Genomic DNA, 13,540 nt, shown 5'->3' on the forward strand with positions numbered 1-13,540 from the left:
AAATGCTTCAATTCCAGAAATCTTTTAGCCGTCATTCCCGTGCAGGCGGGAATCCAGTCCCATCGGCTCAGGAATATTCGGCTATTACGGTAATTTGAAGTTCCGGATTTCCGCCTGCGCGTGAATGGCGCAAATAGCTCTCTTAGTTTAAATTGGGTTGTTCAAAAGTCTCGGATTGTGGTTCAAACGGTTTTGCCATCATCTATTTGCCCGCCCAAACATGCGCCGGAACCATCACTTCGCCGCGCATGATGTTGCGTGCGGTGCGGATTAAAGCCGCGCCGTTGACTTTGCCGTTGCCATCGGTTTCCAAAGCCACGCTGAATTCGCCGCTTGGGTGTTCGATGGAAAGCGAAGCCGGATTGTCGGCTACGGCCAAACCGTCGGCCACGCTGTCTTTCATCACGCAGGCGGTGGCGATGGTTACGGCTGCCAATACGCCGATGGCTTCGTGGCACACATGGGGAATAAAGCAGCGGGTGTGTACCGCGCCGCCGTCAACAGGGGCGTTGAGCAGACACATTTTCGGGTAGTTTTTGGCGGAAACGTCGCCCAAGCCCATTTTTAAAGACGCCGTCAGACGCAGCTTTTCCAAGATGGCTTTGAGCTCGTCGTCGTTGTTTAATTCTTCCACGCTTTCGTAAGCCGTGCGCTGCACATCGGCGGCCCGTACCAATATCATCGGCATGCCGTTGTCGATGCAGGTGGCTTCCAGTTGGCCAAAACCTTCGATGTCGAACACATCGCCGGTGTTACCCGTCGGCAAAAGGCTGCCTGCCACCGAGCCTTCGGTATCTAAGAAGCGGATGCGGATGGGAGCGGATGTGCCGGGTACGCCGTCGATTTTGGTATCGCCGTCGTAATTGATGATGCCATCGGGTGTTTTGACGGTGATGTCGCTCAACATGCCGGTGTTTAAGGTCAATACGCGCACGGTCGTTTCATCGCCTTGTGCCTGAATCAATCCTTTTTCCAACGCAAACGGCACCACTGCCGCCAGCATGTTGCCGCAGTTGGGTTTGGTATCGACAATATCGTTTTTCGGCTGTAATTGCGCAAACAAAAATTCCAAATCCACACCTTCCCGTTTACTCAAAGATACCACGCCCACTTTGCTGGTTAAAGGATGTGCACCGCCGGCACCATCGACTTGGCGTGGGTCGGGCGAACCCATGGCCGCGAGCAGTACTTGATTGCGAATGGCTTCGTCGGCGGGTAAATCAGCAGCGGCAAAAAACAGGCCTTTAGAACTACCGCCACGCATCAGCATGGCAGGGACAGCGGTTTGGGCAGCCATTTTGATTCCTTTGTAAATGTAGTGGTATGTAGTGGATTATTATAGGTAAAGAAATGTTTGGAAAGGCGTTGAAGCGACTATCAGCTATATCAAAATAGTATAATTGCAAAGCCAAGCTATACTAAAGTAATAAGTGCCGTAAAACCAATAGCCGGAGAGAGAGAAAAGTTATGGATTTGAAACAGTTACGTTATTTTCAGCAGGTGGCGCAGCAAGGCAGCTACACCCGCGCCGCCGACATTTTGGGCGTGGCACAGCCGGTATTGAGCCGCCAAATCCGCCTGCTGGAAACCGAATTAAGACAAAGCCTGCTCAACCGCCACGGACGCGGCGTTTCCCTCACCGACCCGGGCAGAATTTTGCTGGAACACTGTGGAGTGATTTTGCAGCAGATTGAAATGATTCAGGAAGATTTGAGTTTAAACAGCGGCAAACTCAGCGGCCACATTACGCTCGGCTTACCGCCGACGATTGCCAAATTATTGTCGCTGCCGATTATCCGTGAGTTTCGCCAACATCTGCCCGATGCCCAATTGCGCATCACAGAAGGCTTGAGTGCGCAGCTGCAAGATCGTTTGCAGCAAGGCAAAATCGACATGGCGCTGCTGTATAACCCTGCCTATTCGGCTGATGTGGAAACGCAATTGCTGTATGAAGAGCGGCTGTATCTGATGGCGCCGAAAAATGATCACCTGCTCAATGCAGATACGCCCGTCAACGCCGAACATTTGGCTGCCTTGCCGCTGATTCTGCCTTCCGTGCCCAATACCTTCCGCTTGCTTGTCGAGCAGGAAATGGCGCGGCATAATCTCGTGTCCAATATCGTGATGGAAATCGACAGCGTGGAAACTATGCTGCAACTGGTGGCGGAAGGCATGGGCTATTCGATTTTGTCGAAATATTCGATTGATTTGATGAATTATAAAGAATCGATTCAGGTGATTCCGATTGAATCGCCGCAATTCGTCAGCCGCCTGTTTTTGGCGACTTCGGCCAAACATGTACTCACACGCACACAGAAAGAAGTGGATAAAATTTTGAAGCGGGTGTGTTTGAATTTGGTGGAGGAGCGGGTTTCAGACGGCCTTTAAAGTGGATTATGGCCGTCCGAATCAATCGAAACACTTTAGTCATAAAAAGGTGGGATTATGGATTGCCGGAATTTTTTGGTTTTTATAAAGCCGGCTTAATAATGAAAAAGGGAAATTTTATAGTGAATCCACTATATTTTATGAATAGTCGTCACATCGTTAATTTTGACGGATACGCAGCAAATACAGGCAATCGGATTTGTTTCCCGTTGTGGTGTGATGGCAAAGTGACATTTCAGACCTCTTGAAAGTCGGTTAATAAACTTGTCAAGGGGTATCAACGATTTTTACGTCCCTTGCATGAGCGTATTATAGAAGGCCGTCTGAAAAAGTTTTGAATCTGAACTTTTCAGACGGCCTTTTTAGATGATTTCCGGTTAAATTCACTTTAATCTTTCAACGCCACAAATTTACCCGTAAATACCGCTGCCAGTTCGCCTTCGGAGAACACATCGATTTCCAGCACCACTTTACCTTTGCCGCGCTTGGTAAACATATCATTCATCTGCTGCCAGCTTTCGGCGGCAACGGGGCGGGTTTGGATAGTTAAATCGCCGCGGGCCGGGCGCAGGTATTGGGTTTCGCCTTGTTGAATCACGATATTGCCGCCTGCTTCGGGCAGATGGCCGTGCACCAATGCCCAGCCGCAAGTGGTCGCCCCTAGGGCGATGGAACCGCCGAATACGGTGTTTTTGTGGTTGCGGTTTGGGGTGTGCGGCATGGTGAGAACAACATGTTCGCGGTCGGCTTCCTGCACCTGAATCTGAAGGGCGGCGGTAGCAGGGATGCAGGTGTGCAAAAATGCTTGTAATAATTGTGCTGTCATGATTGGATTGCCTTGCAGTTTGGTATAGAATTTTACGATTGATTAGATGTAGGGAACCGCCGGGTTGTTTACACTTTTTATGCCAAACAACTTTTGTTTTTTGCCTGAACGATTGTTTTAGGATTTTCGGGCGTTATCAAGAATCATGCGGCTTTGCCGTGCCTTTCGGTATGCTTGGCAACGCTCGGAAATCCCCAAACGGGTCTTCAGGCAAAAAAGAAAAAGCGTACACAACGCTGGGGTTTTCTACAGATTAGATTGAAAGGTTTAATCTGTAAACAGGTCGCCCGGTAACGGAATTTTATAATGTTCAGAATGGCGGCGTAAAATAAAACAAGCTTCGGAGTCAAATAATGCGGACTTTTTTCGGCGTGTGTTTGCTGGTTATCGGCGGGTGGGTGTTGACGCTTTGGGATATGTTGTTGTTTTTCGATATTTTGGCAGAAATCCGCGGCATGTTGTTCGGCATTTTGGCTTTGGCTTCGCTGGTGTTGATTAGTTTGGGCGTATTGGCCGTGAAGGCGCGGCGGTATTATGTGCTGGGCATGACTTTGCTGCTGTCGTCTTTGGTGATGTGGGCGACGGTGATTGGTTTTGGCATCGTCGATTCGCACCCGCACTGGAGCCGCTACCTGCCGACAGATTTCACCGAATCGTTTAGCAATCTTTCTCCGGCGTTTACGTGGCTGCTGTTGAAAACGCTGGCCGGATTCGGTTTGGTGTGGCATTACCGTAAAGCCTGATATTTTCAAGGCCGTCTGAAAAATTTCAGACGGCCTCAAATGAAGTGTTCGGATTATTTCACCCAAGTCACCAATTCATCGAGCGGACGGCGGAATTTGCGGGTGATTTCTTTGGCGCGGTAGCCAAAAGTACATGCCACGGAAACACCCCATTCTTCGGGAGAGAACAGGCCTTCTTCGACTAAAATGCGGTTGACTTCCTTATAATCCAAGCCTTCTACAGGACAAGAGTCAATGCCGATTAAGGCGGCGCCGGTCATCATATTGGCCAAGGCGATGTAGGTTTGCTTGCCGGTCCAGTCAAACAGGGCGCGTTCGTTGCCGTAGATTTCGATGTCGTGTTTTTGGAAATTTTCATAAATGGCCACGCTTTTGGCCATTTGCTCGTCGGTCAGGCCGCGTTTTTCCAAACCGGCGCGCAGGAAATCGGAATCATAAGTGGCGTTTTTCTTCGCCAAATACACCACCAAATGGCTGCACGCATCCAGTTGACGCGCCATGCCCCAGCTAAACGGCTTCAGTTTTTCGCGCAACCCAGGGCTTTGAATCACCAGAAATTTCCACGGCTCTGAGCCGACCGAGCTTGGCGATAAACGCGCCAGTTCCAACAGGTAATTAAAATCTTCATCGCTGATTTTGCGCTCGGCATCATAGTAGCGGCAGGCAGAGCGGAAGGTGAAAGCGTCTAATACTTGTTCTTTAGTGATACCAAACATTTTGATTCCTTTACGGGTTTGGAAGTTGAGAAAATTGTTTTCATTATAGACCCATCGGGGCCGTCTGAAAAAGCATCCCGAAAAGATTGATGTAAAGTTCAGACGGCTTCAACCTGCCGCCCGACAAATTCCACAAACGCCCGTACAATGCTGGAAGGATAACGATGCGACACGTAAATCATCGAAATGTCGTACCGCGGGAAATCGACATCGGCCAATACTTCCGCCAAACCGTGCTGCATCATCACCCGATTGGCCGAGTAATCCGCCAATTGACACACCGCCTTGCCCGCGACGGCCATATATTCTAATGCCGAGCTTTCGTTGCAGGCAAATACATAAGGCACGAAATGCGCCTGTTTGCCCGCCATTATTTTAAGCGTATTTTCGCCATTGCGCGCCCAACCGGCTACGGGCAAAGCGGCTAATTCGGCCAAGGTTTGCGGTGTGCCGAATTTGGCCAATAAATCAGGGTGCGCCACCCATTTTGCGCCGACCGACAATACTTTTTTGGCAATAAAATTATCGCCGTGCAATTCGCCCATGCGGAAGGCCACGTCAATGCCGTCTGCAGTCATATCCAGCACGCGGTCGGTCATGGTGCAATGCACTTGAATCAACGGAAACTGCGCTTGAAATTCCGCAATCCATGCCAGCACCGGTGTGCAATCGGGTGGGGCGGAAATGCGTAATAAGCCTTTCAGACGGCCTTGTTCGGCAAACAATACCTGCTCGGCATTGACCAGATTATCCATGCTGACATACACCTGCTCATACAGCCGCTGCCCCGCCATGGTCGGCTTAACGCCCGATTTGAAGCGGTCAAACAATTGGATATTCAACGATTTTTCCAGCTCGCTGATTTGGCGGCTGACGGTGGCAATCGGTACGCCTGATTTTTCCGATGTTTTCGACAAGCTGCCGTCTTGCACAACGGCAACGAATAAGCGTAGGGCATTGAGGTTCATAAAATTTCCGTTTATGGAAGGTGGATTTCCATTTTAGTGGCTTCTTATTTTGTTTTCAATAAAATAAACTGAACGCCATTGCATTGTTCAATCAGAGGAACGCCATGTTAGATTTTGAAACCACCGTCAAAACCCGTCAGTCTATCCGTAAATTTCTGCCGACCGAGATGACCGAAGCAGAAATCAAACAAATCCTTGCCGATGCGCAAAATGCGCCGTCTGCCTGCAATATCCAGCCTTGGTTGGTGCATATTGCTTCGGGTGAAACCTTGCAGCGCTTGCACAAAATCATCGGTGAGCGTTTCCGCGAGGGCAAATTCAGCCCGGATTTCGAGTTTGACCAAAGCAAATTCACCGGTATTTACGAGCCGCGTTGGCGCAATCAATACGCCCATGTGTTTACCACCAGCTTCGGTGTGCCGCGTGAAGACAGAGCCGCCCGCCAGCCGGTCATCGAGCAAAACATCACCGGCTACGGCGCGGCGCACATGGCGTTTCTGTTTATGCCGAGCGTGGATAATCACGATGTCAACATTGCCGCCGATATGGGCATGTATTCGCAAACCTTTTTATTGTCGCTGACCGCGCGGGGCTTTGGCGGCATTCCGATGCTGTTTTTAGGTCTGTTTGCCGATGATATCCGCCGTGAGTTGGGTGTATCCGATGAGTATAAATTGCTGCACGGTATTGCCTTCGGCCATCCGGATTGGGACGCGCAACAGAACAAAACCCATTTAGGCCGCGTGCCGGTTGAAGAAAGTGCCGTATTGCATTGGTAAGAACCGGGCCGTCTGAAAACTTTCAGACGGCATTTGTTATGCTCGTTATGGCTGTCTTTGGAAAATTAAATTTTGAACAATATAATTATGTGATAGAATTGTCTTTATTTAATCCGGAGTACTGCCATGTACGAGCAACTCAAGCTTTCAAACCAATTGTGTTTTCCGCTTTATGCCTTATCCAAAGAAATCACCCGCCGCTATACGCCTTTTCTGCAAGCGCTGGATTTGACCTATCCGCAATATCTGGTCATGCTGGTGTTGTGGGAACATAGCGAACAAAGTGTGGGCGAGCTGGGTGAAAAGCTGCATCTAGACAGCGGCACGCTCACACCGCTGCTGAAACGCTTACAAGCCAAAGAATTAGTTGAGCGCACACGCAGCATCGAAGATGAACGCAGCGTCATTATCCGCCTGACCAACAGCGGCAGAGCCTTGGAGCATCAAGCAGCAGAGATTCCCGCAAAAATGGGCGCATGCCTGAATTTATCGGCCGACGAAATCGCATTGTTGCGCAAAATTGCGGCGCAATAATCTGCTTAATCATCGAAATCGACCCATGGCAAACCATGATTTTATTTTCTAATCATCAAATTGCAAAATTAAACCGATAATCAATCAACGTAGCACGAGGTATTTATGACTGATTTGTTCGCCCCTTATCCTTTAAACAACGGCATAACCATTAAAAACCGACTGGTAGTCGCCCCGATGACGCATTTTGCATCCAATCCTGACGGCACATTGAGCGAGCAGGAACAGCGGTTTGTCGGCAACCGCGCCGGCGACATCGGCATGTTTATCACCGCCGCAACTTTGGTTGCAAAAAACGGCAAAGCGTTTGCCGGTCAGCCTGAAGCCATCGATGAGCGTCATTTGGCAGGTCTGAAACAGCTTGCCCAAACCTTGCAAAATCAAGGTGCCAAAGCGATTTTGCAGATTCATCACGGCGGCACGCAAGCGGTAAAAGACTTGCTCGGCGGCCAAGCATTGATTGGGCCATCGGGCCATGAGCCAAGCGGTGCCAAAGCAGCGACGGAAGACGAAGTTTTATCGCTGATTCAAGCTTTCGCCAATGCTGCGGAATTGGCCATTTGGGCCGGATTTGACGGCGTGGAAATTCATGGCGCCAACGGCTACTTGATTCAGCAGTTTTTCTCGGGCGAATTCAATAAACGCGACGATGCTTGGGGCGGCAGCCTTGAAAAACGCTTGAAATTCCCATTGGCGGTAGTCGATGCCGTGGTAAAAGTGCGTGAAAAACATCAAAAGCCCGACTTCATCATCGGCTACCGCTTTTCACCCGAAGAGCCGGGCGAACACGGCTTGACCATGGCCGATACTTTCGCCCTGATTGATGCATTATGCGGCAAACCCTTGCAATATCTGCATATTTCGCTGTGGGATTTCAGCAAAAAAGCCCGCCGCGGCGCAGACACCAATCTGACCCGTATGGAACTGGTTCACCGACAAATTGCCGGCCGCCTGCCTTTAATCGGCGTGGGCAACTTGCTCAGCGGTCAGCAAATCCGTGAAGCCTATGCCACAGGTTTTGCAGAATTTATCGCTTTGGGCAAAGCTGTGATGATTAATCCAAACATTGGCACACTGCTGAAAAACGGTCAAGATGATCAGATTGTCAGCACGCTCGACCCGCAAAAAGACGACCATTACGGCATTCCGGATATGCTGTGGGGCTTGTGCCTGAAAGGCGGCCAATGGCTGCCGCCTGTTCAAGGAAAAGATTGGCAACCGGTGGATTTATAAGCAGATTTTTGAATTGTATATTTAAATAAAAGGCCGTCTGAAAGCTGTAACAGGTTTTCAGACGGCCTTTTATGTGGATTGGCTAAGCCGACGCATAAAATATAGTGAATCCACTTTAAAATAGTACGGCGTTGGTTCGCCCGGCCGTATTATCTATACTGTCTTCGGCTCACCGCCTTGTCTTATTTTAAAGTGAATCCACTATAACATTTTAAAAATGAAAATATCGTTTTCAAAAATCGCTATTTATCTGAAGATTTGAAACCCCTTATACTGAAAACCTATTCCATCATTTCCAAAAGGGTATGCAATGAAACACATCATGGAACCGGCTTTTTTAGCATTGGTATTGGCATTTTCAGCAAATTCTTTGGCCTTGGCGCAAAATGCGCCTGATAACGCCGCACAACAATGGGGTGCCAAACAGACTATTCAAAAAATCAAAACCCAAGACGGCTTAAATCTGCACTTGGTTAAAAACCATCCGCAGCGAAAAGCTAAAGCCGTTTTGGTGATTTCACACGGTTTGGCCAGCCATTCCGGCGTATTTAACGATTTTGCACAACGCATGACCGACAACGGTATTGCCGTTTACCGCTTCGATGCACGCGGACACGGCAAATCAGACGGCCGTGACAGCATTCACATCAACAGCTATTTTGAAATGGTCGAAGATTTGCGCCGTGTAGTGGAAAAAGCCAAAGCCGAAAATCCGAATTTGCCGGTTTTCGTGATGGGCCACAGCATGGGCGGCCATATCACCGCCTTATACGGCACCAAATATCCGAAAGGTGCGGACGGCGTGATTTTGGCGGCGGGCGTATTGCGCTACAACCAAATGAACTTCGGCTATTTGCCGCGTCCGGAACCGAAAGGCAGCTTTATCAACGGCTTTGAAGCCGCCCATAAAACACTCAATCTGCCCGTACCCGACACCGGCGCAGGCTTGTCGTTGCCAAATGATCCTTTAATGCTGGAAAAATTCTCGGTGTCTTTCCCGAACAGCTTTAAAGAAGGGATTCAATATCTGAAAGACAATGACGACAAATTTGTTGCCCCTGTTTTATTGGTGAGCGGTGATGCCGATTTGTATGTCGTGCCGAAAGACGCCATTCAATTCTATGAAGAAACCAATTCAACCGATAAAAGCCTGCGTTTATACAACGGATTAGGGCATATGCTGATGATTGGCGAAGGCGGCGGTGTGGTGGCGGATGATATCGTGCGTTGGATTGGCGATCGGGCGAAGTAATTGATTTAAGAGATTGAAAAACACCGTTTCCAAATGAAAACGGTGTTTTTGCTTTTCAGACGGCATGAAAAATCTGTTCTACACAATCCGCCCAAAATTCATCTCATCATCTTTTAACCGCTGGATATCACGCAGGGGCGGTTCGCCAAACAGTCGGGCGTATTCACGGTTAAACTGGCTCACGCTTCCATAGCCTACTTCATAAGCTGCCGTCGTGGCATCAATATTTTGTTTGAACATCAGTCGGCGTGCCTGTTGCAAGCGGAGCTGTTTTTGGTATTGCAGGGGGCTGACCCCTGTAATTTTTTTAAAATGCTCACGAAACGATGATGCACTCATCGAATGCTCGTTTGCCAGATGGGTGATGTCTATTTTATCGGCATAATGTTTGTTGAAATAGGCAATGGTTTTGGCGATTTTTTGTTCTACCGTACCGTTATGGAACAGCCGCCTTAACATCGGCAAATGAGGGCTTGCCAAAATTCTAAGGGCGATTTCTTGTTCAATGAGCGGGGCTAGATGGGGCTGTAATGTCGGGTTGTCCAAAAGTTTGACAAGCCGTAACACTGCCCCCAACAGTTCATCATCAATTTCAAATACCGACAGGCTGTCCGACACGGCTGACGATGTCGTCTGCCAAGCGGTCTGCTCGTCCAATTTACGCAACAGCATAACATCAAGTTCAATCCGCACACTCAAATAAGGCTTATCGGTACTGGCGTTGAGCACGTTGGAGACCACGGGCAAATCCAGCGTGGTCAAAGCTGATTGCCCTGCCGATAAGGTCATGACCGTGTTGCCAAAATTAATGTGCTGACTGCCTTGAACAACCACAAACAGACTAAGCGGATAAATGCACGGCATGGGCTCGGTGCTGTGATTTCGCCGGCACAGGGTGATACACGGCAAAGCGGTCTCAAAAAATCCGCCTATAGGCGTGGTGTGTTTGCCAAGACAATCGGCAAGTTCGCCAAACATCGATTCCCGCATGAGATTTCCTTTGATAAATTTGTGCCATTTTATCTAATTTTGTTGTTTTGGGTAAAAAATTCTTTATTTTAGGCAAGCGTAATTTTTGATGTTTTTTTATGATAACCGGCTTTGTTTTGATTTGTAAGAATTTTATGGCAAGCACATCAGGCAATATCATGCTGTCTGGGGTTTGTTTAATAACAGGTGGTTAAAATGGCACAAAGCAGTCAATTATTCAGCGTAGTTACGCTCTTGTGGGCGGCGGTTGTCGCTGTTCCGTTATTTATACGATTGGGGCTTGGGGCCCCGGCCATTTGGTGTCAGGTCTGCTCATCGGGCCTTTTGGTTTAAAACTGTTTAATGATGCACACGCTGCCATTCATTTCGCCGAATTGGGTGTGGTGATGTTTTTGTTTTCGGTTGGGTTTGAAATGCAACCAAAACACTTGCGGGGATGACGCAAACCCATTTTTGGATTAGGCAGTTTGCAGATTTTTAGTGCCATTATCGGTCTTACGCTCGTTGGTTTGGCGTATGGTTTTTTTGCAATTTTCTTTTGTTGCCGCATAGGGCTTTGTGTTGATCTCTACCGCCATTGTGATGCAGACGCTGGCAGAGCGGGGAGGAATGACAAGCGAGCGGGGCAAACGCATTATTGCGGTATTGCTGTTTGAAGATTTGCTGATTGTGCCGTTATTGGCATTGGTGGCATTTTTGTCGCCCCAAATAAAACAGTCGGATTTACCCGGTTGGCAACAGTTTGGTGTGGCAGTCGGGGCGGTGGCGGTACTGGTGGCGGCAGGCATTTGGTTGTTAAACCACCTTGTTTCGCCTTATCGCCAAAACCAAAATCCGTGAACTATGACGGCCGTTGCTTTATTTGTAGTGCGTGGCACGCCTGACGGGTTCTGACACAGAAGAAAGCTTGAACCGTGCGGTGATGGTGGCACAAGATGGGGAATTTGCTTTTATACTGTTTGCGGCGGCGTCAAATCAAGGGCCATCAGTCAAGAAGTCAATGCCAATATGACAGTGATTGTGGTGTTGTCTATGCTTTTGACACCGCTTGTGATGATAGCTCGTCAAAAATGGCTTGTCCCGCGTTTTGCCCCGATACAAAAAACCGATGATGTCATTGATGAGAAGCGCAATGTTATCTTGGCCGGACTGGGGTGTTATGGGCAGATTGTGCATCATCTTTTGCGTTCGGCGGGGTTTAGTGCCGATGTCATCGAACAAAATGAAACCTTGATTAAAGGAATGCAAAAATTGAGTGTAGAAAGCTATTATGGTGATGCAAGTCACCCTGATTTGCTTGAAAAAGCAGGCATAGGCACAGCCGATTTGTTGATTTTGGCAATCAATCACCCAAGCCAAGCCGCTCAAATTGCCAAATTTACCCGGCAACGCAACCCCAATATTCGCATTATTGTCCGTGCTCATGACCGAATCCATACCGTTGAATCGGTGCAGGTTAAAATAACCGCCCAAAGCTCAAAAAGAGTTGAGTATTGGGCGGTTTTTCGCGTTTGATTGGCGTAATAAATTTATATTTGTTGTTTTAGGCAAAAATTACCTTGCTTTTGGCAAGAAGTTTTGCGGCGGTCTTTTTATAATACGTTTCATCAAATCAATGTTGCCTTAATCCGTAAAAGGAAACTGCCATGAGCAAAAAAGTCTTAATTATCAACGGCCGTCAATATTGCCCTGTCTTTGCATAGGTACGCTGGCCCGTTCGTTTATCCAAGCGGCAAATGATGTATTGGCTGGCAAAGACAATGAAGTCAAGCATTCCGGCGTAGAAAACTACGATGTTGCCGAAGAGTTGGAAAAATTCCAATGGGCGGATGTGGTTATTTTTCAATTTCCGTCCAATTGGATGGGGCTGGCGTGGAAAGCCAAACGCTACCTTGATGATGTGTGGAATGCTGGGCGTGATGTGTGTTTCAGATGGCCGAAGTCGCGGTAACCCCGATATCCAATATGGCGCAGGCGGTTTATTCGCCGGAAAAAGCCATATGCTTTCGGTAACATTCAATATGCCTAAACTGCTTTGATGACCCCAACCAGTATTTGTTTGCAGGCAAAGGTTTGGATGATTTATTGCTTCCCATTCATGCGGATTTCCGCTATATCGGCATGAAAACATTGCCTACTTTTGCCGGTTTTGATGTGCTGAAAAATCCGAAGTTAGATGAAGATTTGCAGGCATTCGGCAACCATATTAACCATAATATCTAAGGATTTTAAAATGAGTAATTCTGTTATTTATAGCAATTTTGCCGATTTTGGCAAAGATGTGTTGCAGTCTGATGTGCCTGTTTTAGTGGATTTTTATGCCGATTGGTGTCCGCCTTGCCAAATGATTGCCCCAAGCCTTGAAATGCTGGCGGACGAATATCAAGGCAAAGCTAAAATTGTCAAAATCAATATTGACCAAAGCCCGGAGCTATCAAGCGCTTATGCGGTGAGAAACATTCCCACGCTCATGACCTTTAAAAACGGGGAAATGACGCACCGAAGTGCAGGGGCAATGCCTAAATCACAATTAGCCAATTTGATTAACCAAGTTTTATAAGCTGTTCAGGCTGTTTAATCGGTTTTTAGACAGCCTAAAAAGAGTGCTTAATGAAACTCAAAATCCCGCCTGTGTTGCTGTTTTTAATTGCCACGGCTTTGATGTGGTGTATTTCGCATTTAGAGGTGCTGACTTTACCAAAATCCCCCGTTTTGGCGGTGGTTGTATCTGGTGCCGTGGTGATTGCTCTTGGCGGTTCGGTACTGCGTCAGGCAGACACGACCAGTAATTATGCCGCGCCGGAACAAAGCAATGAGCTTGTGGCCAAGGGTATTTACCGCCATACCAGAAATCCGATGTATTTGGGGTTTGCTCTGATGTTGTCAGGCTGGGCGGTGTGGCTGTTGCAAGGGCTTGTTTGGTTGTTGGTTGCGGGGTTTGTTATTTACATCCAACAATTTCAAATCTTGTCCGAAAAGCGGGTTTTAAGTGAAAAGTTCGGACAACACTATCGAGACTATTGCCGGAAAACACAGCGGTGGTTGTGATTTTTGATTTGATGTAATCAATTAATTAATTTTTTTCAATTAACAATGCCTTAAGGAGCAAAA

Annotated in this window: 18 protein-coding genes; 13 read left to right on the plus strand and 5 right to left on the minus strand. The window is 48.0% G+C overall.

Annotated elements, in window-relative coordinates:
- Positions 1-202: 202 nt before the first annotated feature.
- Positions 203-1,297 carry a 4-oxalomesaconate tautomerase gene (locus H4O27_RS03610; protein WP_165009578.1) on the minus strand — a complete coding sequence of 365 codons (1,095 nt, stop codon included), beginning with the start codon at positions 1,295-1,297 and terminating at the stop codon, positions 203-205.
- A gap of 170 nt (positions 1,298-1,467) precedes the next feature.
- Here H4O27_RS03610 and H4O27_RS03615 point away from each other — a divergent pair, with 170 nt between their 5' ends.
- Positions 1,468-2,388 carry a LysR family transcriptional regulator gene (locus H4O27_RS03615; RefSeq protein WP_165009576.1) on the plus strand — a complete coding sequence of 307 codons (921 nt, stop codon included), beginning with the start codon at positions 1,468-1,470 and terminating at the stop codon, positions 2,386-2,388.
- A gap of 388 nt (positions 2,389-2,776) precedes the next feature.
- On the opposite strand, the gene H4O27_RS03620 is transcribed toward H4O27_RS03615, so the two are convergent.
- Positions 2,777-3,214 carry a YiiD C-terminal domain-containing protein gene (locus H4O27_RS03620; protein ID WP_165009574.1) on the minus strand — a complete coding sequence of 146 codons (438 nt, stop codon included), beginning with the start codon at positions 3,212-3,214 and terminating at the stop codon, positions 2,777-2,779.
- 353 nt (positions 3,215-3,567) lie between these two features.
- Between H4O27_RS03620 and H4O27_RS03625 the strand changes: the two genes are divergently transcribed.
- The gene (locus H4O27_RS03625; RefSeq protein WP_165009572.1) at positions 3,568-3,957 is read left to right on the plus strand and encodes a hypothetical protein; all 390 of its coding nucleotides are present in this window, start codon (positions 3,568-3,570) and stop codon (positions 3,955-3,957) included.
- A 53-nt stretch (positions 3,958-4,010) separates the two neighbouring features.
- Here the strand turns inward: H4O27_RS03625 and H4O27_RS03630 are convergent, their stop codons facing one another.
- Positions 4,011-4,673 carry an NAD(P)H-dependent oxidoreductase gene (locus H4O27_RS03630; protein ID WP_165009570.1) on the minus strand — a complete coding sequence of 221 codons (663 nt, stop codon included), beginning with the start codon at positions 4,671-4,673 and terminating at the stop codon, positions 4,011-4,013.
- Between the two features lie 98 nt (positions 4,674-4,771).
- Positions 4,772-5,641, minus strand: a complete 870-nt coding sequence (locus H4O27_RS03635) for a LysR family transcriptional regulator (protein WP_165009568.1) — start codon at positions 5,639-5,641, stop codon at positions 4,772-4,774.
- Positions 5,642-5,745: 104 nt separating this feature from the next.
- On the opposite strand from H4O27_RS03635, the gene H4O27_RS03640 reads away from it, so the two are divergent.
- The 4 genes from H4O27_RS03640 to H4O27_RS03655 all read left to right on the plus strand — a co-directional run bounded on the left by H4O27_RS03640 (position 5,746) and on the right by H4O27_RS03655 (position 9,439).
- Positions 5,746-6,420, plus strand: coding sequence for a nitroreductase (locus H4O27_RS03640; RefSeq protein ID WP_165009567.1), 675 nt, complete (start codon positions 5,746-5,748; stop codon positions 6,418-6,420).
- Between the two features lie 126 nt (positions 6,421-6,546).
- On the plus strand, positions 6,547-6,954 hold the full coding sequence (locus H4O27_RS03645; RefSeq protein WP_165009565.1) for a MarR family winged helix-turn-helix transcriptional regulator: 408 nt from the start codon (positions 6,547-6,549) through the stop codon (positions 6,952-6,954).
- A 105-nt stretch (positions 6,955-7,059) separates the two neighbouring features.
- Entirely contained in the window at positions 7,060-8,187 is a 1,128-nt protein-coding gene (locus H4O27_RS03650; RefSeq protein WP_165009563.1) for an NADH-dependent flavin oxidoreductase, read from the plus strand.
- Between the two features lie 310 nt (positions 8,188-8,497).
- Positions 8,498-9,439, plus strand: a complete 942-nt coding sequence (locus H4O27_RS03655; RefSeq protein ID WP_165009561.1) for an alpha/beta hydrolase — start codon at positions 8,498-8,500, stop codon at positions 9,437-9,439.
- A 78-nt stretch (positions 9,440-9,517) separates the two neighbouring features.
- Here H4O27_RS03655 and H4O27_RS03660 read toward each other — a convergent pair whose 3' ends face one another.
- Positions 9,518-10,429, minus strand: coding sequence for an AraC family transcriptional regulator (locus tag H4O27_RS03660; protein WP_165009559.1), 912 nt, complete (start codon positions 10,427-10,429; stop codon positions 9,518-9,520).
- Positions 10,430-10,728: 299 nt separating this feature from the next.
- Here H4O27_RS03660 and H4O27_RS13570 point away from each other — a divergent pair, with 299 nt between their 5' ends.
- From H4O27_RS13570 to H4O27_RS03685, 7 genes are all read left to right on the plus strand, one after another.
- Positions 10,729-10,869 carry a cation:proton antiporter domain-containing protein gene (locus H4O27_RS13570; RefSeq protein WP_206222765.1) on the plus strand — a complete coding sequence of 47 codons (141 nt, stop codon included), beginning with the start codon at positions 10,729-10,731 and terminating at the stop codon, positions 10,867-10,869.
- Positions 10,870-10,987: 118 nt separating this feature from the next.
- Positions 10,988-11,269, plus strand: coding sequence for a cation:proton antiporter domain-containing protein (locus H4O27_RS13310; RefSeq protein ID WP_206224759.1), 282 nt, complete (start codon positions 10,988-10,990; stop codon positions 11,267-11,269).
- A gap of 168 nt (positions 11,270-11,437) precedes the next feature.
- Entirely contained in the window at positions 11,438-11,944 is a 507-nt protein-coding gene (locus tag H4O27_RS03670; protein WP_165009557.1) for an NAD-binding protein, read from the plus strand.
- Between the two features lie 169 nt (positions 11,945-12,113).
- Positions 12,114-12,380: an NAD(P)H-dependent oxidoreductase gene (locus H4O27_RS12935; RefSeq protein ID WP_226883423.1), complete on the plus strand. Its 267-nt coding sequence runs from the start codon at positions 12,114-12,116 to the stop codon at positions 12,378-12,380.
- Between the two features lie 122 nt (positions 12,381-12,502).
- On the plus strand, positions 12,503-12,652 hold the full coding sequence (locus H4O27_RS12940) for an NADPH-dependent FMN reductase family protein (RefSeq protein ID WP_206222763.1): 150 nt from the start codon (positions 12,503-12,505) through the stop codon (positions 12,650-12,652).
- A gap of 10 nt (positions 12,653-12,662) precedes the next feature.
- A complete protein-coding gene (trxA, locus tag H4O27_RS03680; protein WP_165009555.1) occupies positions 12,663-12,989 on the plus strand; it encodes a thioredoxin in 327 nt (108 codons plus the stop codon).
- Between the two features lie 50 nt (positions 12,990-13,039).
- The gene (locus H4O27_RS03685) at positions 13,040-13,477 is read left to right on the plus strand and encodes a methyltransferase family protein (RefSeq protein WP_165009553.1); all 438 of its coding nucleotides are present in this window, start codon (positions 13,040-13,042) and stop codon (positions 13,475-13,477) included.
- The last annotated feature ends 63 nt before the right edge of the window (positions 13,478-13,540 follow it).

It is taken from the genome of Neisseria yangbaofengii (assembly GCF_014898075.1).
GTDB classification, from domain to species: Bacteria; Pseudomonadota; Gammaproteobacteria; order Burkholderiales; family Neisseriaceae; genus Neisseria; species Neisseria yangbaofengii.

Excerpts from the sequence above, each read along its gene's own strand:
- H4O27_RS03610 (WP_165009578.1), bottom strand. The coding sequence starts at position 1,297 with ATGGCTGCCCAAACCGCTGTCCCTGCCATGCTGATGCGTGGCGGTAGT.
- H4O27_RS03615 (WP_165009576.1), top strand. The coding sequence starts at position 1,468 with ATGGATTTGAAACAGTTACGTTATTTTCAGCAGGTGGCGCAGCAAGGC.
- H4O27_RS03620 (WP_165009574.1), bottom strand. The coding sequence starts at position 3,214 with ATGACAGCACAATTATTACAAGCATTTTTGCACACCTGCATCCCTGCT.
- H4O27_RS03625 (WP_165009572.1), top strand. The coding sequence starts at position 3,568 with ATGCGGACTTTTTTCGGCGTGTGTTTGCTGGTTATCGGCGGGTGGGTG.
- H4O27_RS03630 (WP_165009570.1), bottom strand. The coding sequence starts at position 4,673 with ATGTTTGGTATCACTAAAGAACAAGTATTAGACGCTTTCACCTTCCGC.
- H4O27_RS03635 (WP_165009568.1), bottom strand. The coding sequence starts at position 5,641 with ATGAACCTCAATGCCCTACGCTTATTCGTTGCCGTTGTGCAAGACGGC.
- H4O27_RS03640 (WP_165009567.1), top strand. The coding sequence starts at position 5,746 with ATGTTAGATTTTGAAACCACCGTCAAAACCCGTCAGTCTATCCGTAAA.
- H4O27_RS03645 (WP_165009565.1), top strand. The coding sequence starts at position 6,547 with ATGTACGAGCAACTCAAGCTTTCAAACCAATTGTGTTTTCCGCTTTAT.
- H4O27_RS03650 (WP_165009563.1), top strand. The coding sequence starts at position 7,060 with ATGACTGATTTGTTCGCCCCTTATCCTTTAAACAACGGCATAACCATT.
- H4O27_RS03655 (WP_165009561.1), top strand. The coding sequence starts at position 8,498 with ATGAAACACATCATGGAACCGGCTTTTTTAGCATTGGTATTGGCATTT.
- H4O27_RS03660 (WP_165009559.1), bottom strand. The coding sequence starts at position 10,429 with ATGCGGGAATCGATGTTTGGCGAACTTGCCGATTGTCTTGGCAAACAC.
- H4O27_RS03670 (WP_165009557.1), top strand. The coding sequence starts at position 11,438 with ATGACAGTGATTGTGGTGTTGTCTATGCTTTTGACACCGCTTGTGATG.
- trxA (WP_165009555.1), top strand. The coding sequence starts at position 12,663 with ATGAGTAATTCTGTTATTTATAGCAATTTTGCCGATTTTGGCAAAGAT.
- H4O27_RS03685 (WP_165009553.1), top strand. The coding sequence starts at position 13,040 with ATGAAACTCAAAATCCCGCCTGTGTTGCTGTTTTTAATTGCCACGGCT.